This window comes from Loigolactobacillus zhaoyuanensis (assembly GCF_003946385.1).
GTDB classification, from domain to species: domain Bacteria; phylum Bacillota; class Bacilli; order Lactobacillales; family Lactobacillaceae; genus Loigolactobacillus; species Loigolactobacillus zhaoyuanensis.
The window spans coordinates 30,646-46,599 of the sequence record NZ_RHOE01000005.1 but is presented as its reverse complement, the minus strand read 5'-3'; the positions used below and the strand labels follow the sequence as shown (position 1 = coordinate 46,599).

Annotated in this window: 13 protein-coding genes and 1 tRNA gene; all 14 read right to left on the bottom strand. The window is 44.6% G+C overall.

Features of this window, described 5'->3' with window-relative positions:
• Positions 1-131: 131 nt before the first annotated feature.
• Entirely contained in the window at positions 132-362 is a 231-nt protein-coding gene (locus tag EKM76_RS01995) for a DUF454 family protein (RefSeq protein WP_125548999.1), read from the bottom strand.
• Positions 363-535: 173 nt separating this feature from the next.
• A complete protein-coding gene (locus EKM76_RS01990) occupies positions 536-1,288 on the bottom strand; it encodes an NADPH-dependent oxidoreductase (protein WP_125548998.1) in 753 nt (250 codons plus the stop codon).
• A gap of 140 nt (positions 1,289-1,428) precedes the next feature.
• Positions 1,429-1,513 (bottom strand) — tRNA-Leu (locus tag EKM76_RS01985).
• A gap of 122 nt (positions 1,514-1,635) precedes the next feature.
• Positions 1,636-2,505 carry a homoserine kinase gene (gene thrB, locus EKM76_RS01980; protein WP_125548997.1) on the bottom strand — a complete coding sequence of 290 codons (870 nt, stop codon included), beginning with the start codon at positions 2,503-2,505 and terminating at the stop codon, positions 1,636-1,638.
• Between the two features lie 147 nt (positions 2,506-2,652).
• Entirely contained in the window at positions 2,653-3,930 is a 1,278-nt protein-coding gene (locus tag EKM76_RS01975) for a homoserine dehydrogenase (protein ID WP_125548996.1), read from the bottom strand.
• Between the two features lie 338 nt (positions 3,931-4,268).
• Positions 4,269-4,709: a SprT family protein gene (locus tag EKM76_RS01970; RefSeq protein WP_125548995.1), complete on the bottom strand. Its 441-nt coding sequence runs from the start codon at positions 4,707-4,709 to the stop codon at positions 4,269-4,271.
• Entirely contained in the window at positions 4,702-6,864 is a 2,163-nt protein-coding gene (locus EKM76_RS01965) for a Tex family protein (protein WP_125548994.1), read from the bottom strand. The genes EKM76_RS01970 and EKM76_RS01965 overlap by 8 nt, the downstream gene beginning before the upstream one ends.
• Positions 6,865-7,009: 145 nt before the next feature.
• Positions 7,010-7,780, bottom strand: coding sequence for an ABC transporter ATP-binding protein (locus tag EKM76_RS01960; RefSeq protein WP_125548993.1), 771 nt, complete (start codon positions 7,778-7,780; stop codon positions 7,010-7,012).
• Positions 7,773-8,672 (bottom strand): ABC transporter permease, encoded by a 900-nt coding sequence (locus tag EKM76_RS01955; protein ID WP_125548992.1) that lies wholly within the window; start codon positions 8,670-8,672, stop codon positions 7,773-7,775. Before EKM76_RS01955 ends, EKM76_RS01960 begins: the two co-directional genes overlap by 8 nt.
• Entirely contained in the window at positions 8,669-9,673 is a 1,005-nt protein-coding gene (gene trpX / locus EKM76_RS01950) for a tryptophan ABC transporter substrate-binding protein (RefSeq protein ID WP_125548991.1), read from the bottom strand. The genes EKM76_RS01955 and trpX overlap by 4 nt, the downstream gene beginning before the upstream one ends.
• A gap of 356 nt (positions 9,674-10,029) precedes the next feature.
• Positions 10,030-10,470 carry a hypothetical protein gene (locus EKM76_RS01940; RefSeq protein ID WP_125548990.1) on the bottom strand — a complete coding sequence of 147 codons (441 nt, stop codon included), beginning with the start codon at positions 10,468-10,470 and terminating at the stop codon, positions 10,030-10,032.
• Between the two features lie 20 nt (positions 10,471-10,490).
• Positions 10,491-13,196 (bottom strand): cation-translocating P-type ATPase, encoded by a 2,706-nt coding sequence (locus EKM76_RS01935; protein ID WP_191986896.1) that lies wholly within the window; start codon positions 13,194-13,196, stop codon positions 10,491-10,493.
• A 251-nt stretch (positions 13,197-13,447) separates the two neighbouring features.
• Positions 13,448-14,275, bottom strand: a complete 828-nt coding sequence (gene nadE / locus EKM76_RS01930) for an ammonia-dependent NAD(+) synthetase (RefSeq protein WP_125548988.1) — start codon at positions 14,273-14,275, stop codon at positions 13,448-13,450.
• Positions 14,276-14,461: 186 nt separating this feature from the next.
• Positions 14,462-15,928 carry a nicotinate phosphoribosyltransferase gene (locus tag EKM76_RS01925; protein WP_125548987.1) on the bottom strand — a complete coding sequence of 489 codons (1,467 nt, stop codon included), beginning with the start codon at positions 15,926-15,928 and terminating at the stop codon, positions 14,462-14,464.
• Positions 15,929-15,954: the final 26 nt, after the last annotated feature.

The following is a 15,954-nucleotide window of genomic DNA, read 5'->3' as shown; positions in this document are numbered from 1 at the left end:
AAACCTAACTTTTACGTTAAGGTTGCCGGCTGGTTTGCGGTACTATAATATTCAATTGTCTTTATAAATCACGCCTAAGCGGCTTTTATTTATTTTTTTAACAAGGAAGGCGCACGAAAAAATCTGTATACTTATTTGATCAACCAGCCAGCTAACTTCGGCTGCTTAGCTTGTAGCCAGCGCATTGGCCCTGTTTTTAATAACCACAGCTTAAATCGTGGTGATAGCTTTTCAATACTGATCAAGGCTAAAATCAAAAACGGAATACCGGGGATGATCGGGAAAACCAATCCCACTACACCTAATAGTAGGGATGTAAAGGCACTAAAGCTCCAGAAAATCTTAATTAATAAAAATGTCATTCGCACCAGCCTCCTTGGGCAATCATCATAACAGGTTTCGTTGCAAGTTACTAGTAATCGGCTCAAATATAGTGGTTAAGTTATTCTAACGTTTTCTCTGTATTAGTCAATTAATTGCAGCGAAGCGGGCCGAAATCACTGATCAGTAGCAAGTGAGTGGCTGGTTTATTGTATTATTCCAACAAGAACCCCTGTCGGTGCAGTACCGTCAACATTTCTGCCCGTTTTTCTGGTTGCAAAGCGAGTCGAGCTTTTACTTGGTTAGTAAACGTATCAACGCGCCGGTTAGTATCGCGTAGGTCATAATATTGATGCACCACAGCATCATACTCAGCAAGCTGTGGCCGCAATGGTGCTGGTAACTGATACGTATTTTCAAAATGGACGAAACGTTCAGGCAAGCGTGGTTTTAATTGTGGTTTCTGGTCGGGCCAGCCGATCGCCAAGCCCAATACAGGAAAGGTAAGCTGCGGTAGTGCCAAAATATCGATCAACTGCTGGGTATCATTTAAAATGCTACCGAGGATCACGGTCCCCAAGCCAAGACTTTCCGCTGCAACTTCGGTGTTTTGTACTGCCAAAGTAGTATCCGACCAAGCCTGCAAAAAACGATCCGTGCCGCCTAAATGATTTTCTGTTTTGCCCATCTCCGCACCGATCTGTTGGTCGCGATGTTGATCAGCTACAAAAACAAATAAATGTCCGTTAGCCGCTACATATGGCTGCTTCGCAATCGCTGCAATTTGTTCCTTCTTGGCTGGATCAGTCACGCTGATCACACTGAAAGCTTGCTGGAAATTAGAGGTCGCGGTGTGCCGCGCTACAGAAACCAACTGTTCAATAATCGCTGGCGCCACCGGCTGTTTAGTGAAGGCGCGAATTGTTCGATGATCAAGTTGCTGTTCAATTGTTGATTTTGCTGTCATATTGGGGGCCTGCTTTCTTTTATATGCCTTTGTGCTATCCCACTTATTATAGCGCAATCACCGCTCGCTAAGACCACAAAAAAACGTCATTGCCAAAACCTGCTAAAGGTTTCAACAACAACGTTTTAAAAGTGATTTTATGCGGCTGACTGGACTTGAACCAGCATGGGAAAAATTTCCCACTAGATCCTTAATCTAGCGCGTCTGCCATTCCGCCACAGCCGCAAATAACCAACTGTTACATTCTAGCAAAAAAACCGCAGCTACGCAACGGTTTTCACTAATTTCTAATCTTCAATTAAATAGCCAACATAAAAAAGTCGGTGCTGTCCACAATACTTTTGCTATTAAGCTTCAACCATTAGACCAGCTGGTGCGACCGCTAAATTGAGCCAATGACCAGCTAGGGGCAATTGTTGCAACTCATCGAGGATCTCTTCTGCTTCTGCAGGCGGTACCATACTGATCACCGTTGGCCCGGCACCACTTAGATATGTGCCACACGCTCCGGCATCACGAGCACGATCACGGATCTGTTCCAGATGGGGGACTAACGTTTCACGATAAGTTTCATGGAATTGATCGCGCTCCATCATCCGCCCAGCTAATTCCAGATCACCGCGTAATACCGCCGCCACCAATACATTGGCCGCCGAACTCGTTGCCACTGCCGCCCGCAGCGATACTTTTTCTGGTAAAATTGCTCGACTGGCACTGGTCAATAACTCCGCATCAGGAATGAAGGTCAACGCCCGTGCCGCTGGAAATGGAGCACTGATCGCGTCCGCTTCTACATCATCGTAAGTTGCTGTAACGAAGCCACCATAAATTGCGGGCGCCACATTATCGGGATGCCCTTCTAATTTAACTGCGATCTGCAACTTATCATATTGGGTTAAATCTAAATCACCGAGCTGATTGGCTAATTCGATTCCCGCAATGATCGCCGATGAACTACTACCTAACCCCCGCGCCAATGGAATCTCTGAACGCATGATCAAGCGGTGTGGTTCCAAATCAGGAATGAGCGCCAACGCCGTTTTAATAATGAGATTATGTTCATCACTAGGCACATCCGCACCCATTTCATGTTCGATCAACCAATCTGCTCGCGTTTCAGCAATCGTCACCGTTAAATATAGTTCCAATGCAATGCCGATCGAATCAAATCCAGGACCGAGATTAGCGCTTGTTGCCGGTACTCGAATCGTTGTCATCACTAGATTCCCCCTCTACTTCATAAATTGGTTATTGATTAGCAATCGAATATAATTCGCGTTAACGACTACCACCTATTCGAACGCAAACGTAAGTTCCCATTGCGCTGATTATCTGTTATAGTCGTAGCTAAGCACACGAAAGCACTACAGAACTTTGTAGGTTGAAATCACGTTAATACTCTCCAACTTAGCAATCGCAGTTGTGATTTTTTTTAATTGTGCCAAGTTGATTTCATGAGTGATCATGATCACATGAGCAAAGTCGCCATCATTAGAAGTTTGGCTTAATTGTTTGAAACTTGCTTTAACCTCTGACATTATTTTGGTCAGCATCAGCATTTGACCAGGAATATCGCGCATTTCTAGGGCAAAATAGTACGCTGACTTGACTGCATCTGCTGGTGCTAAGGCCGCGCCTTGCCGATAGGTGTTAAAGGTATTGCCAGTGATGCCGATGCCAATATCCTTGGTCACCGAAATAATATCACTAAGGACACTGTTAGCGGTTGGTAGTTCCCCCGCGCCAGGACCATAGAACATCGTTTCGCCGACCGCTGCACCCTTAACCACCACTGCATTATTTTCGTTTTGCACTGCCGCTAATGGATTTTCATTTGGCACTAACACTGGCCCAACCGAAACGTTGATTTCCCCGTCAATTTGTTTGGCAGCACCAATTAATTTGATGGTATAGCCCAGACTCTGTGCCTGTGCAATATCTTCTGAGCGAATCTTGTCGATCCCCTCAACCGCAATATCAGCTAAGGTCAAATTCATCCCAAAAGCAAACTGAGTCAGAATAATCATTTTGTAGGCGGCATCGATCCCAGCCACATCATTAGTTGGATCACTTTCCGCAAAGCCTAACTCCTGAGCTGATTTCAAAGCTGCTGCGTAACTAACTTTTTTCTGATTCATTTGCGTCAAAATATAATTAGTCGTGCCATTAACAATCCCACTGACCTCTAAAATCTGATCCGCCGCAAAACTGTTAACGATTGTGCGCAAAATTGGAATACCACCGGCAACACTAGCTTCATACATTAGATCGCGCTGCTTCTGTTGCGCAATATCAACGAGCCGCGCCCCTTTTTGGGCAATTAGATCCTTATTGGCAGTGACAACATGCTTGCCGGCACGTAATAATTGTTCAATATAACTTTCTGCTGGATCGATGGTACCCATGACTTCAACAACGATTTGTACCGCTGCATCTTGTACCATATCGGCAATATCAGTCGTTACAGGAATATCTGGCAACTCAACGGTCCGCTTCTTGGTTGGATCATGGACCACGACTCGTTTGATCACCAACTCACGGCCGGTGATCGCGGAAATTTTATCTTTATTATCTTGTAATAGCCGAACTACGCCACTACCGACAGTGCCTAAACCAAGTAAACCAATACCTATTTGTCGCATTTTTGTATCCTCCCTATTTCACAATTAAGGTTATTTATTAGCTAAACCCCGCTAATAAATTTCCTATGTTACAGGCGGTGTCCATTCAACTAAGGTAAAGTACACCAAGTTGAAACATGGCCCTATTTCACAATTAAGGTTATTTATTAGCTAAGCCCCGCTAATAAATTTCCGATGTTACAGACGGTGTCCATTCAACTACTACTCCGTAAATACAGTGAGCTATTTGTAAAAATCACAAATAGCTTTTGATGCTACGGACGTTGTCTATTCTTGTGGCAAAGTTCATGCCGCAAGAAACATAGCACGGCGAAGTGCGCCAAGTTGAAACATGGCCTTTATGCTAATAATTTTAGTCGACTGCCACATTTACCACAGCCATAGCGCTGCAGATTTAACCGGCGCTGCCGCAAATAAGTTTGCCCACATTGCTGACACTGATAACGCCATTGAACTTTAGTATTAGCCAGCGCTGGTGCGTAGCGACTACCACCAACTGCCGCCAGCCACTGCTTAAAGTCATGATCACGATGCCGGTAGCCCCCGCCGGCCAGATGCAAATGATAATGACAAAGTTCATGTTTGACGATCCCCAGCAAAATTGACTTATCATTATCTTCCACGAAACGTGGGTTAATGTCAATATGATGGTCCTCTAAATGATAGCGGCCGCCAGTGGTTTTTAAGCGCCGATTAAAATTCGCTTGATGATTAAATTCCCGCTGGAAATATTTTTGTGACACCTGCTGGATATATTGGGTTAGTTCTAAATCAGTCATTTTCTCGCGGCGGAACCATCGTTAATTGTACTCGCTCACGCTGCTGCTCAACTGACAGCACCCAAACGTGGACAATGTCCCCAACCGCAACCACCTCACTTGGATTCTTGACAAAACGATCCGCTAATTGCGAAATGTGAACTAAGCCATCATGTTTAACGCCGATATCAACAAAAGCGCCAAAATCAATGACATTGCGGACCGTGCCTTCCAATGCCATTCCTGGTTTCAGATCTGCAATCGATAAGACATCAGTCCGCAACAGTGGCTGAGCATAATCATCCCGTAGGTCACGGCCTGGTTTGCGTAAACCATTGACGATATCCTGCAACGTTACCAGTCCAACATCTAATTCAGCAGCCAGTTCTGGCGTTGCATTGATTTTTTCTACCTTAGCAGTGCCAACCGCAGCTAAAGTTAGCTCAAATTTAGCTAACACTTGCTTAGCGACAGCGTAACTTTCTGGATGAATATCAGTGTTATCCAAAATATTTTTACCGGCAATGATCCTTAAGAAACCAACCGCCTGTTCAAAAGCTTTCGGACCTAACCGCGGTACCTTTTTCAATTCCTGACGTTTGGTAAAATTACCCTGTTCATTACGGTAAGTCACAATATTGTGGGCCGTCGTCTTACTTAATCCAGAAATATGTTCCAGTAACTCAGGACTAGCTGTATTTAAATTGACCCCGACACTATTGACCACGTCTTCGATCACAATATCCAACTGTGCACCCAGCTTTTTCTGTGGCACATCATGCTGATACTGACCGACACCAACTGCCTTGGGATCAATTTTGATCAGCTCGGCCAATGGGTCTTGCAACCGTCGCGCAATACTAACTGCACTACGCTCTTCAACGCCAAAGTCGGGAAACTCTGCCCGGGCAACGTCACTAGCTGAGTAGACACTGGCGCCGGCTTCATTAACGATCACATAATAAGCTTTACGTGACAATGTTTTTAGCACATCAGCCACAAATTGTTCTGATTCACGACTAGCAGTGCCGTTACCAATGGCGATCATATCGACCTGATTTTTCTCAATAAATTTCTTAAAGAGCCCTGCAGCAGCTGCTCGTTTATCAGCTGGCGCCGGATGATGCGGATAAATCACCAATTTATCAAGAAACTTACCGGTCGCATCGACAACGGCTAATTTACAACCAGTCCGAAATGCCGGGTCAAAGCCCATAACTACGCGACCTTTTAACGGTGCCTGTAACAATAAATTACGCAAGTTCGCACCGAAGACCGCGATTGCCTGATCGGCTGCCTGATCAGTTAGATTAGTTCGAATTTCCCGTTCAATAGCTGGTCCGATAAAGCGTTTATAGGCATCCGCAATTGCCGCTTGCACGTAAGCCACCGCTGGGCCCTGCTGTTGACGAATAATTGCTTGCTCTAAATGCCATAAAATCGGCCGTGTTTCGATAGCCAAGCCCGCCTTTAGAATCCCGGCCTTTTCGCCACGATTAACGGCCAAAACCCGATGCGACACCATTTTAGCTAGTGGCTCCGCAAAGTCATAATAAATCGAATAAACTTGCTTTTCATCCAGCGTTTTATCCTTAGCTTGGGCCGTAAACTGAGCATGCTTGGTCGTATATTGGCGCACCCACTCACGGAAGGTCGCATTGTCGCTAAACTCTTCCGCCAAAATTTCATGAACGCCAGCCAACACATCATCAGCAGTCGCTAACTTTTTGTCTGGCGCGATAAATTGCTGCGCTTTAGCAACAATATCGGCTTGCGGGAAGCTTAATAACCAGGCCGCTAATGGCGCTAAACCATTTTCCCGAGCAATCGTTGCCTTAGTCCGCCGCTTTTGCTTGTAAGGTAAATATAGATCCTCAACTTGCTGCAGTTTAGTGGCTTTCTGGATCTGCTGCTGCAATTGTGGTGTTAACTTTTCTTGTTCTTGAATACTTTTAATGACTTCATTCTGACGTTCGACTAAATTAAGTTGGTAATTATAGGTCGTTTCAATGGCACGAATCTGAACTTCATCTAAATTTTCTGTAACTTCTTTACGGTAACGAGCCACAAACGGCACCGTATTACCATCAGTTAATAATTGTAGTGTACTTTTAATTTGTCGTGCTTGATATTCTGGTAAACGTTCAATCGTTCGTTGTAAAATTTCGTTATCCATATCGATCCTCATTCTCTAATTGACTTAGCTTCTATTATACGTAGCAAATTCGATAAATACCAGCATACAAAAAAAGAGTTAGCCCGGTGATGCAGGACTAACTCTTACTCGATTTTGCTACATTGTTATTCTGCGCTATCTGAATCTAGCTCAACGTTTCATCAAAGAATTCATACAACTGCTCACGAGTTAATTTTTGCTTTTCGGCAGCATTAAAATCAGCTTCGATCCGGCCATCATCGATAACGATCAGCCGATTGCCATAGGCTAAAGCGTCCTCTAAATGGTGAGTGATCATCAAGCAAGTCTGATTGCTCTGCGTGATGCGTTGTTGTGTGTAATGCATTAATTGTTCGCTGGTTTTCGGATCCAGCGCTGCCGTGTGTTCATCCAATAACAAAATATCCGGCGTTGTCATTGTCGCCATTAACAAACTCAATGCTTGCCGTTGGCCGCCCGATAAATTACCAGTCGGTGTATCCAAATGATCTTCCAGGCCGTTACCAATTTCAGCCGCCATTTCATGAAAGTGAGCACGATTTTGCCGTAGCTTACGTAATTTCAAGGTCCGGCGTTGGCCGCGTTGCTGCGCCAATAATAAATTTTCCGCCACCGTCATTCGTGGTGCGGTACCCATTTTGGGATCTTGGAATACACGGCTCAAGTGTTGCGCCCGCCGTTCTTCGTTATCCCGACTGATATCACGTTCCTTGAGCAATACTTGTCCAGCAGCCGGTTGCAAGTTGCCGGCAATCGTGTTGAACAAAGTCGTTTTACCGGCACCATTCGTTCCAAGCACCGTAACAAAATCACCACGATTGATCGTTAAGTTGAGTTGCTTAAGAATTTGGCGTTCTTCATTGCCAGTATTGACCGTCACAATAATATCTTTTAATTGTAGAATTGGCTCACTCATGCCGTGTCACCCCGTTTCGCATTAATTTTTGTACGTGGAATTTTTTTTGTAAGGTTGGCAACATAAGGGCTAACGCCAAAACAATTGCCGAGATCAGCTTTAAGTCGTCGGTGTTGAAACCTAATTGCAATACGATCAACAAAACAAAACGATACAAGATGCTGCCCAGAATTACGGCAACTAGGCGTTGATTCATGGTTAACTCGCCAAAGGCCACTTCGCCGATAATAATTGAAGCCAAGCCGATGACGATGACGCCGATACCCATACTAACATCGGCGTAACCATTACTTTGCGCCATCAATGCGCCAGAAATACCGATAAAACCGTTGGAAACCATCAAACCCATGATCGTCATACCGTCAGTTTTAATACCTAGCGAGCGCGCCATAGTCACATTGTCGCCGGTCGCAATAAACGCTTGACCAAGCTCAGTTTGTAAGAAATAGCCTAACAAAACCAAGGTCACCACTACGAACAAGAAACCAACCACAACGCCATCAAAATATTGTGGCAACTGAGTTAAGAATTTGGCTTTGAACAATGTGTTTTCATTTAACAAAGAAACGTTGGCTTTACCCATTACCCGCAAGTTGATCGAGTATAGCGCGGTCATAACCAAGATCCCCGCTAGTAAAATCGGAATCTTACCTTTGGTATAAAGTAACCCGGTCGCTAAACCAGCTAACATCCCAGCGACAAAAGCCAGTAGCGTTGCCAGTAATGGCGACATGCCATGCGTGATCGCCGTAACGGCTACGGCAGCGCCGAATGGAAAAGTCCCTTCAACGGTCATATCAGGAAAATTCAGTACGCGGAAAGTCAGAAACAAGCCGACGCCGAGGATCCCCCACATTAATCCCTGACCGATTGCTGATGTAATTAGACTCATTTGTAAACCTCCCCTTTCTGTTGTGCTTCTTTTTGTAAATGCGCTGGAATCTTGATACCCAGTAAATCGGCTTCTTTTTGGTTTAAAATAAGATCACCTTTGGCAATAATTTTAATTGGCGTGGTGGCTGGGGTTGATTTACCTTCCAGTACATCAGCCGCCATATTACCAGTTGCAACACCTAACTCATACTGATTGATACCGTATGTCGCTAGGCCACCATCCTTCACCATTGTGCCTGCTGGTGGAAAAACAGGGATCCTAGCAGCGTTGGTATTTTTCACCAAGGTCTGCATCGCACTGGCAATTGTATTATCGGTCGGCACGTAGACAGCCTTAACTTGGCGCGCCATGGTTTGTGCAACTTGGTCAACATCATTTGAATTAGATACAGTAAACTCTTTAACCGTGAAACCGTACTTAGGTGCGATTTTGCGGACGACCTTGACCTCGGCTTGGGCCGATGGGTCACTGGAAGTGTACATCACACCTAAGACTTTCACATCGGGTAAAAGTTCGCGAATTAATTTCAACTGATCCGCAGTGGGTGTCCGGTTAGAAACACCGGTGATGTTATGCCCTGGATGCGCGTTGTTAGCGACCAAGCCAGCCGATTTGGGATTAGAAATTGCGCCGAGGATCAACGGAGTCGTTTTATCCGTGTTGGCAATTGCCTGTGCTGCTGGCGTTGCGATCCCAATGTTCAAGTCAGTGCCTTCATTTTGAAAACGTTCGGCGATCGATTTTAGATTACTCTGATCACCTTCTGCGTTTTTAAAATCAATTTTAGCGGTTTTACCATCTGTAAAGCCGCGCTTACGCAACTGATCGATCGTCCCGCGACGAATATCATCTAATGCCGGATGCGACATCGTCTGCAAGATACCGATCGTTGGTTTTTTCACTGCTTGTGGCTTAGCTTGTTTAACGCCGCCTTCTTGGAAAAATGCAAAACCGAGAAAAACCAGCAACAAACCGATAAACGTTAACATGCGTTTCATGTAGAACCCCCCTAAATTTTTCAAGAAAAAAAGCAATCACCAATTTGGGGTGATTGCTTAAAAGTAAACAAAAACCCACATAGATTATCTATGTGGGCATAAAGAACAGCAAACCAACATAGATACGATCATCTGACAGATCGTATCTACACGACGGTCTGTCTACAGTTGGCTTTGCCACCAGGCATTGTTTAATTGTAGACGACGTTGTTGCATTGCTGTTCCTCTTTTCTCGATTTGAATTAAATTGAGTATAGCTTTATTGACCTAGCTTTGTCAAATCTATTTTTAATCTTTTTCACATTTAAAACAATAAAAAGGCGCAGGACACGTAATCCCACGCCTTTGATCACTAATTATCTTAAAATCTGTGACAATCGCGCAATTTGTTTGTTCATTGCTAACGAACTATCGTCTTGTTGCTTTTCTGCTGCCGTAAACGCAGCTGTATCAATGGTGTGTGCCGTTGCATCAACGCTAGCCGCCATTTGTGCGCAACCGGCCACGTAGTCGGTGTACGCTGCTAGTAGCAAATGATGAATGCCCATCGCTTTAGCAATTGGTCGCACTGCTTTAACTTCCGCCAAATTTTTTTGATAGGCGGCAACACCTTGGTCAAAGTTTGCTTTAATACTGCCCCATTGATCATTGCTAATGTCACCAACTGTATCGGTGGCAATAGCTTCTTTCAATAGTTCATAATCGCCATTTAAATCAGTGGTCAATTGCTCTGTCGTTTCGAGCATTTGATCAATGACCTGTGCATAATGCACCATAACTTGTTGTGCTTTTACCATGTTAGTTCAACCTCTTTAGTTTATTTATTCATACCCATACGTCGTTGAACGAATTTCACGATTTCCACAATGATCACGATCGAGAATGAACTGCCTAATACAGTGGCCCATTGATGCCAATCAAGTGGTGTTACGTGGAATAATTGGTTGAAACCAGGAATCAAAATTGTCGCTGCCATCAAGACAGTTGACGCTAAGATCGCCCAGTTAAACGAATGATTTGAAAAAATATTTTTGTGGAAAATTGTGCCATAAATCGACTTCACGTTAAAGGCATGGAAGAGCTGGATCAAGCCCAGCGTCGCAAACGCCATGGTTAGCGCATCAGCATGTGCCAAGCTACCATTAGCATGGACAGGATAAGTGATACCGATCCAATAAACCAACAGCGTGATCGCACCTTCTAGTATCCCTTGATAAATAATCGATTGACTGAGGCCACCCGATAAGAAGTTCGACTTACGCCCACGCGGCCTGCGTTTCATAATGTCGCGTTCCATGGGTTCAACACCTAAAGCAATTGCCGGGAACGTATCAGTGACTAAGTTGATCCATAGAATTTGTACGGGTGCTAGAATTTGCCAACCAAGAATGGTCATCATGAATAAGGTCAAAACTTCACCTAAGTTAGCTGACAGCAAGTACTGAATTGCTTTTTGAATATTAGCGAAGACTTTCCGCCCTTCTTCGACCGCCACGACGATCGTAGAAAAGTTATCATCAGCCAGCACCATGTCAGAGGCATTCTTTGAGACTTCTGTGCCGGTGATCCCCATGCCGATACCAATATCAGCGGATTTCAATGCAGGCGCATCATTAACGCCATCACCAGTCATCGCCACAACTTTACCACGTTTTTGCCAAGCCTTAACGATTCGTACCTTATGTTCAGGTGCAACTCGTGCGTAAACGGAGTAATCGCCGACACGTTTGGCAAATTCTTCATCGCTCATGTCGTCAAGTTCGTTCCCACTGATAATTGCTGCTTCATCATGGTCACCAATAATACCTAAACGTTTTGCGATGGCTTCGGCTGTATCGCGGTGATCACCAGTGATCATCATTGGCCGAATACCTGCTTCTTTGGCTTCACGTACCGCGCCAGCAACTTCAGGTCGTTCTGGATCGATCATCCCGATTAAACCAGTAAAGATCAACTCTTGTTCGACTGTATCGGTGTCAATTTTAGCCGGAAGTTCAGTGACAACTTTATAGGCCATCCCTAAAACACGCAAGGCTTGGCGCGCCAATTGTGTATTTGTGCTTAGAATCAAGTCACGCTCAGTATCGTCCATTGGTTTTACGGTATTGTCGACTTCATATTGCGTTGCCCGCATCAATAACTGATCAGGCGCACCCTTTGTGGCAATCAAATAACGACCATCATCCAATTCGTGGATCGTAGTCATTAATTTACGTTCTGAATCAAACGGTACTTCATCGACCCGCGGTAACTGCTTCAGTAACGCCGCCACGTCCAATTTATGAGCTAAACCAAACTGAACAAGCGCAGTTTCGGTAGGATCACCGAGTAATTTGCCTTCTTTATCCATTTTAGTATCGTTAGCTAGCGTCATGACCTGCACAGTCATATCGTTTAGGTCAGCCTTGCTCTCGCTGGCGGTAGTCAATTGATTATTAGTAAATAAACGCTCAACAGTCATTTTGTTTTGCGTTAAAGTTCCTGTTTTATCAGAAGCAATAATGTCAGTACTACCTAAGGTTTCTACCGCTGGTAATTTACGGACAATGGCATTACGTTTGGCCATCCGCTTGGTACCTAGCGCCAAAGTAACGGTAACGATTGCTGGTAATCCTTCTGGAATCGCTGCTACAGCTAAAGAAATAGCCGTTAACAACATGTTCAGCAAGGTCTCACGTTGATTCAACATCCCCAGTGCAAAAATCAGGACTGATAAGAATAAAATCAACCAAGTCAGCGTTTTACCTAATGAATTTAAGTTTTCTTGTAAAGGTGTTTTAGTTTCATCAGTTTGGTTCAGCATGCCGGCAATACGACCCACTTCGGTCTGCATCCCCGTTGCGATCACAACCCCAGTTCCACGGCCATTCGTGATATTACTATTCATGAACGCCATATTGGTTTGATCACCAAGACTGATTTTTTCATCCGGCTGTAGATCTAACGACGCCGTTTGCTTTTCCACCGGTACCGATTCACCAGTTAATGCAGCTTCTTCGATACGCAAAGTCTGCGCGGAAATTAGTCGTAGATCAGCTGGCACCACATCGCCCGCTTCCAATAAGACAATATCGCCTGGCACCACGTCTTCACTTTTGATCGTGATCAATTCACCATCACGACGGACGTGAGCCATTGGTGCAGACATATCTTTCAGTGCATCGATGGCGGCTTCAGCTTGGACTTCCTGGAACACGCCGAAAACAGCATTCAAAATAACAACCAATAGGATAATGACGGCATCAGCGATTTCACCACTAAAGCCGGCCACGATCGCGGCAACTAATAAGACAGCGATCATGAAATCCTTAAATTGATCAATAAAACGTTCAATGATCGTTTTGCGACGTTTAGCAACTAAGCTATTGGCGCCGCCCTCGGTTAAGCGTTTGTTAGCCTCCGCCTTGGTCAAACCTTGTTGCTCGGTGGTGTGCAGCGTTGCTTGTACCTCTGCAGTCGTTGTGCTGTAGAACTTTTTCTCTTGGGCCAAACTTGATTCCCCCTTTTGATCGATTCGCAGCATACAAAAAGTGAGGCCCATGTATGTTGCATAAACACACATAAGTCTCACTTTTTAAGATAACACCAGAAAAATCGATTGACTTTCCTTGTTGACGACGTTATCACGAAGTATCCGACAAGCACTCAAAATTTGAGTCAGTTAGCACCACAAATTGTAGCACAACTAATTTAGCCGCAACTTCGCAAGTTACTCCCCTATGATTTAAGCCTAGTATAACTGATTATTTATTGAATGTACAAGAAAAAAACCGGTTAGTGCCAAAAATTATCAAAAATTGTAATTGGTAGATGTCGTTTATGCGCTGTTTTTAAATACCAGCTTTCAATTTTTTCAGCAGCAGCTGGCGCCACATCTTTACCTTCAAGGTAATCGTCGATATCATCATACCGCACACCTAGCGCTACTTCGTCAGGTAATGCAGGTCGATCTTCTTCCAAATCAGCGGTCGGTACTTTTAAATAAAGATGTTCCGGCGCGCCTAACGCTTCAAGCAGCTGCTTACCTTGCCGTTTATCCAACCGGTAGAGTGGCACTAGATCCGCACCACCATCACCAAATTTCGTATAGAATCCAGTGATCGATTCTGCCGAATGATCAGTTCCCAGCACAACCCCTTGACGTGCGCCGGCAATGCCGTATTGGGCGATCATTCGCTGGCGAGCTTTAATATTACCTTTGTTAAAATCATTGATCGTTAATTGATTCGCTTCTAAAGCCGCCACCGTTGCGTCAACAGCTGGCTTGATATCGACCCGCTGCGTTTCATCCGCTTGTATAAAGTCGATCGCTGCCATGGCATCACTTTCGTCAGCTTGTTCCCCATATGGCAAACGAACCGCAATAAAACGATAGGCATCATCACCGGTTTCAGTGCGAATTTCTGCTGCCGCCATTTGGCCCAAGCGGCCAGCCAATGTAGAATCTTGGCCGCCAGAAATCCCCAACACTAACGTTTTAACAAAGGGATATTTCTTCAAATAATTTTTGAGAAAATCAACACTTTTACGAATTTCAACTTGCGGATCAATAATTGCTTGGGTTTTCATTGCCGCAATAATTTCTGTTTGTAACGGGCGCATAGGCTCACTCCTAGTCATATTTTAAATTTTTAACGGCGCTTGGCCTTACATGATCACTGGCAACACCGGGCGTTACACTATGCTTTCAGTATACCACGCCGTAAACCAGGGTGCCGCAATGATACTACCTTACAAAACACCAAAAAACGCCACAGAATCAGCTGATCCTGCGGCGTTCATTCACTACTAAAGTTGCTTACCACTAACTTGTTGGCGCACTTGACCAATGATTTTCATTTTATGATCATACAATTTTTGCGATAAGTCGACCGGATAATCTTGTGGGTTTAAATCCCGCTTGTATTCATCCCACAAAGACTCCAGCATTGCCGCAGAGTAACGGCGAATTTCTGGTAGCTCAGGTAGGTCATAAACTAACTGACCATCCTTATAAATTGTCCGCAATAATGGCCGCGCATTGAAGTTGGAAATCGTTTTGTTGATGTAAGTGTAGTTAGGGTGGAACATATACAGTGCTTTTTCCGCCAAGGGGTCTTCGTCCCAAATGGTGACATAGTCGCCTTCTGACTTGCCATCATCCTTTTTGGTGATCCGCCAAACTTGTTTCTTACCTGGTGTGGAAACTTTGATCGCGTTGCTGGACAATTTCACTGTATCCTGCATTTCACCATTTTCATCTTCGATAGCGACTAACTTGTACACCGCACCCAGTGCTGGCTGGTCATAAGCGGTGATCAGATGTGTACCGACACCCCAAACATCAATTTTAGCGTGCTGCATTTTTAGATTTTGGATCGTTTTTTCGTCAAGATCATTCGACGCATAAACTTTAGCCTCAGGGTAACCAGCTTCGTCTAGTTGCTGACGCACACGCTTGGAAATATACGCCATATCACCGGAATCGATGCGCACACCTAAGAAATTGATTTTGTCACCCATTTCGTTGGCCACTTTAATCGCATTAGGTACACCACTTTTCAACGTGTCGTAGGTATCGACTAGAAAAACACAATCCTTGTGCGTCTCGGCGTAGGCTTTGAAGCCGCGATAATCGCTGCGATAAGCTTGAACCAATGAATGCGCATGTGTACCGCTGACTGGGATGCCAAAAATTTTACCGGCGCGTACATTACTGGTCGCGTCAAAACCACCAATATAGGCGGCACGGGTACCCCAAATTGCGGCGTCCATTTCTTGAGCGCGGCGCGTACCAAATTCCATCACACTATCCGTGCCAACAACCGAGCGGATCCGTGCGGCCTTAGTGGCGATCAAAGTTTGATAATTGATCACATTTAATAGCGCTGTTTCAACTAATTGACAGTCGGCCAATGGTCCTTCGACCTGTAAAATCGGCTCATTATTGAAGACTAAATCGCCCTCAACTGCCGAACGAATCGTACCAGTGAATTTAAAATTCTTCAAGTAAGTTAAGAATTCTTCGGGATAGTCCTCAGCTTCTCGTAAATAAGCGATGTCTGAATCCGTGAAAGAAAGTTGTTGAATAAAACGAACGACATGTTCCAAACCCGCAAAAATCGCGTAACCATTGCCAAATGGCATCTCACGGAAGTAGCATTCAAAAACTGACTGCCGGTTGTGAATTCCTTCTTGCCAATAGGTTAACATCATATTGATTTGGTATAAATCGGTATGCAGTGTGTAACTGTCATCCGGATATAGTTTTGTCATCATCAGTCTCCACTTTTAGTTTTAAT

What these genes read in the sequence shown, in the direction of transcription:
- EKM76_RS01955 (WP_125548992.1), bottom strand. Translation starts at nt 8,672, where the DNA reads ATGAGTCTAATTACATCAGCAATCGGTCAGGGATTAATGTGGGGGATC.
- EKM76_RS01940 (WP_125548990.1), bottom strand. Translation starts at nt 10,470, where the DNA reads ATGGTAAAAGCACAACAAGTTATGGTGCATTATGCACAGGTCATTGAT.
- trpX (WP_125548991.1), bottom strand. Translation starts at nt 9,673, where the DNA reads ATGAAACGCATGTTAACGTTTATCGGTTTGTTGCTGGTTTTTCTCGGT.
- EKM76_RS01975 (WP_125548996.1), bottom strand. Translation starts at nt 3,930, where the DNA reads ATGCGACAAATAGGTATTGGTTTACTTGGTTTAGGCACTGTCGGTAGT.
- EKM76_RS01965 (WP_125548994.1), bottom strand. Translation starts at nt 6,864, where the DNA reads ATGGATAACGAAATTTTACAACGAACGATTGAACGTTTACCAGAATAT.
- EKM76_RS01995 (WP_125548999.1), bottom strand. Translation starts at nt 362, where the DNA reads ATGACATTTTTATTAATTAAGATTTTCTGGAGCTTTAGTGCCTTTACA.
- EKM76_RS01935 (WP_191986896.1), bottom strand. Translation starts at nt 13,196, where the DNA reads ATGCTGCGAATCGATCAAAAGGGGGAATCAAGTTTGGCCCAAGAGAAA.
- EKM76_RS01990 (WP_125548998.1), bottom strand. Translation starts at nt 1,288, where the DNA reads ATGACAGCAAAATCAACAATTGAACAGCAACTTGATCATCGAACAATT.
- EKM76_RS01960 (WP_125548993.1), bottom strand. Translation starts at nt 7,780, where the DNA reads ATGAGTGAGCCAATTCTACAATTAAAAGATATTATTGTGACGGTCAAT.
- nadE (WP_125548988.1), bottom strand. Translation starts at nt 14,275, where the DNA reads ATGCGCCCGTTACAAACAGAAATTATTGCGGCAATGAAAACCCAAGCA.
- EKM76_RS01970 (WP_125548995.1), bottom strand. Translation starts at nt 4,709, where the DNA reads ATGACTGATTTAGAACTAACCCAATATATCCAGCAGGTGTCACAAAAA.
- thrB (WP_125548997.1), bottom strand. Translation starts at nt 2,505, where the DNA reads ATGACAACGATTCGAGTACCGGCAACAAGCGCTAATCTCGGTCCTGGA.
- EKM76_RS01925 (WP_125548987.1), bottom strand. Translation starts at nt 15,928, where the DNA reads ATGACAAAACTATATCCGGATGACAGTTACACACTGCATACCGATTTA.